Consider the following 1,748-nt stretch of genomic DNA (forward strand, 5'->3'; position numbering starts at 1 on the left):
GATCGCCGCAGCCATGCTGAACGTCTATCGCTGGCCGAGGCGAAACTTCAAGGCCCTGGAAGTGATCACTCTCGTTTTCTTCGCCGCCCACTTCGTGAGTACGGTGTTTTTGGGACTGTCGTTCTTCGTTGTCCACGGCCCGGTTCTTTCCAACGTCACCCTGGCCGCAATGGCCTGGGGGACTCTGTTGGCCGGGTCCCCCTTCACCTCTCAATACGCCCGGGACGATTGGGACGAGTCCTATTGGGACGACCCATCGTTCCTGCGGATCAATGGGATCATCACCGCCGTCTGGGGGGTGGTCTTTACAGCCAATGCGGCCATGTCGGTCATGGCGACATGGTTGGATTTGGCCGAGGGTGTCCGTTCCTGGCTTCTGGTGATTCTGCCCAACGTCGGCATCGCCCTGGCTATCGTGTTTTCGGTCCGATTTCCCGACTTGGCCGTGCGAACCGAGCTTCAAAAGCATATCGAGGCCATGAACCCCTTCAAATGGACCGGGCCGGATTTCAAGGCCGTCCGCCCGGAGGGAGCCAACCGGCATGACGTCATCGTCATTGGTTCCGGCATCGGGGGCTTGACCGCCGCGGCGTTGCTGGCCAAGCGCGGGCTCAAGGTTGCCGTGTTCGAGCAGCACTACCAGGCGGGCGGATTCTGCTCGTCGTGGACTCGGGTCGTGAAGCGGGGCGACGAACGGCTCCGCTATACTTTCGACGCCGGCGTTCACGACGTCAGCGGTCTCGGCGACCATGGTCCTGTTCGGAATCTTTTGAAACAGTTGGACATTCAGGACGTGATCGATTGGCGGCACATGGGGCACGAATACCGTCTGGAAGGCCTTCAACTCCAGGTTCCGCCCGATTGTCCAGACGGGTTCCAGCGTATGCTGGCCGAGCGTTTTCCCAATGAAAGAGATAAGATTCAGGAATTTTTCGATATCGTCCGTTCTGTCTACCGCGAGATGTACGACGGGGTCGAGAAAACCGGCGGTGTGCCGCGACCGCCCGAAACGGTGGAAGCGTTGTTGGACTACCCGAAAACCCATCCCCACAGCCTCAAATGGGGGGAGACACCCTACAGGACCATGCTGGACCGTTTTTTTCAGGACGATCAGCTCAAGGAAGTCCTTCTGGCCTTGACCGGGTATCTTGGCGACGACCCGAAGGCCTTGAGTTTCGAGGATATGGTGCCCATCTTCGGATATTATTTCGACGGTGGATACTACCCGGTCGGCGGCTCTCAAACCTTGGCCAAGGCCTTGGTGAAGGTGATCGAGGACAACGGCGGTTCCGTGCAACTGAAGACCGCGGTGACTCGGATTCTGGTCGAAAAGAACCGAGCGATAGGCGTGACCACGAACGAGGAAAGGCATTTGGCCGAGGCCATCGTGGCTAATTCGGACGTTCGCAAGACGTTTCTGGAGCTTGTCGGTCCTGAACATCTGCCGGATGGATTCGTGCATGACATCGAGGCCCTTCGATCGTCCACATCGGCATTCATCGTCACACTTGGGATTGATTGCGTGCCGGATATCGCCCCGATCACGATCGTCGATGAAGTCTGCATTGCCACGCCTTCCCTCGTGGATCCAGGGTTGGCCCCGGCCGGCCATGCCGCGGTCGAGCTTCTGAAACTGGTCCCCAGGCAGGAGACCGCTTCTTGGGATCCCCGGAATCCGGAGTACGAAGGGCTCAAGAGGAGATGCGGGGACGAATTGATCGACGCGGCCGAAAAGGTCATCACAAACC

General features: G+C 58.8%; 1 protein-coding gene. It reads left to right on the forward strand.

The window, feature by feature from the left end; all coding sequences use genetic code 11:
• On the forward strand, positions 1-1,748 hold a 1,748-nt coding region (locus tag EOM25_14565; GenBank protein ID NCC26399.1), incomplete at both ends, for an NAD(P)/FAD-dependent oxidoreductase.

The sequence above is a fragment of the Deltaproteobacteria bacterium genome (genome assembly GCA_009929795.1).
In the GTDB taxonomy this organism is placed as follows: domain Bacteria; phylum Desulfobacterota; class Desulfovibrionia; order Desulfovibrionales; family Desulfomicrobiaceae; genus RZZR01.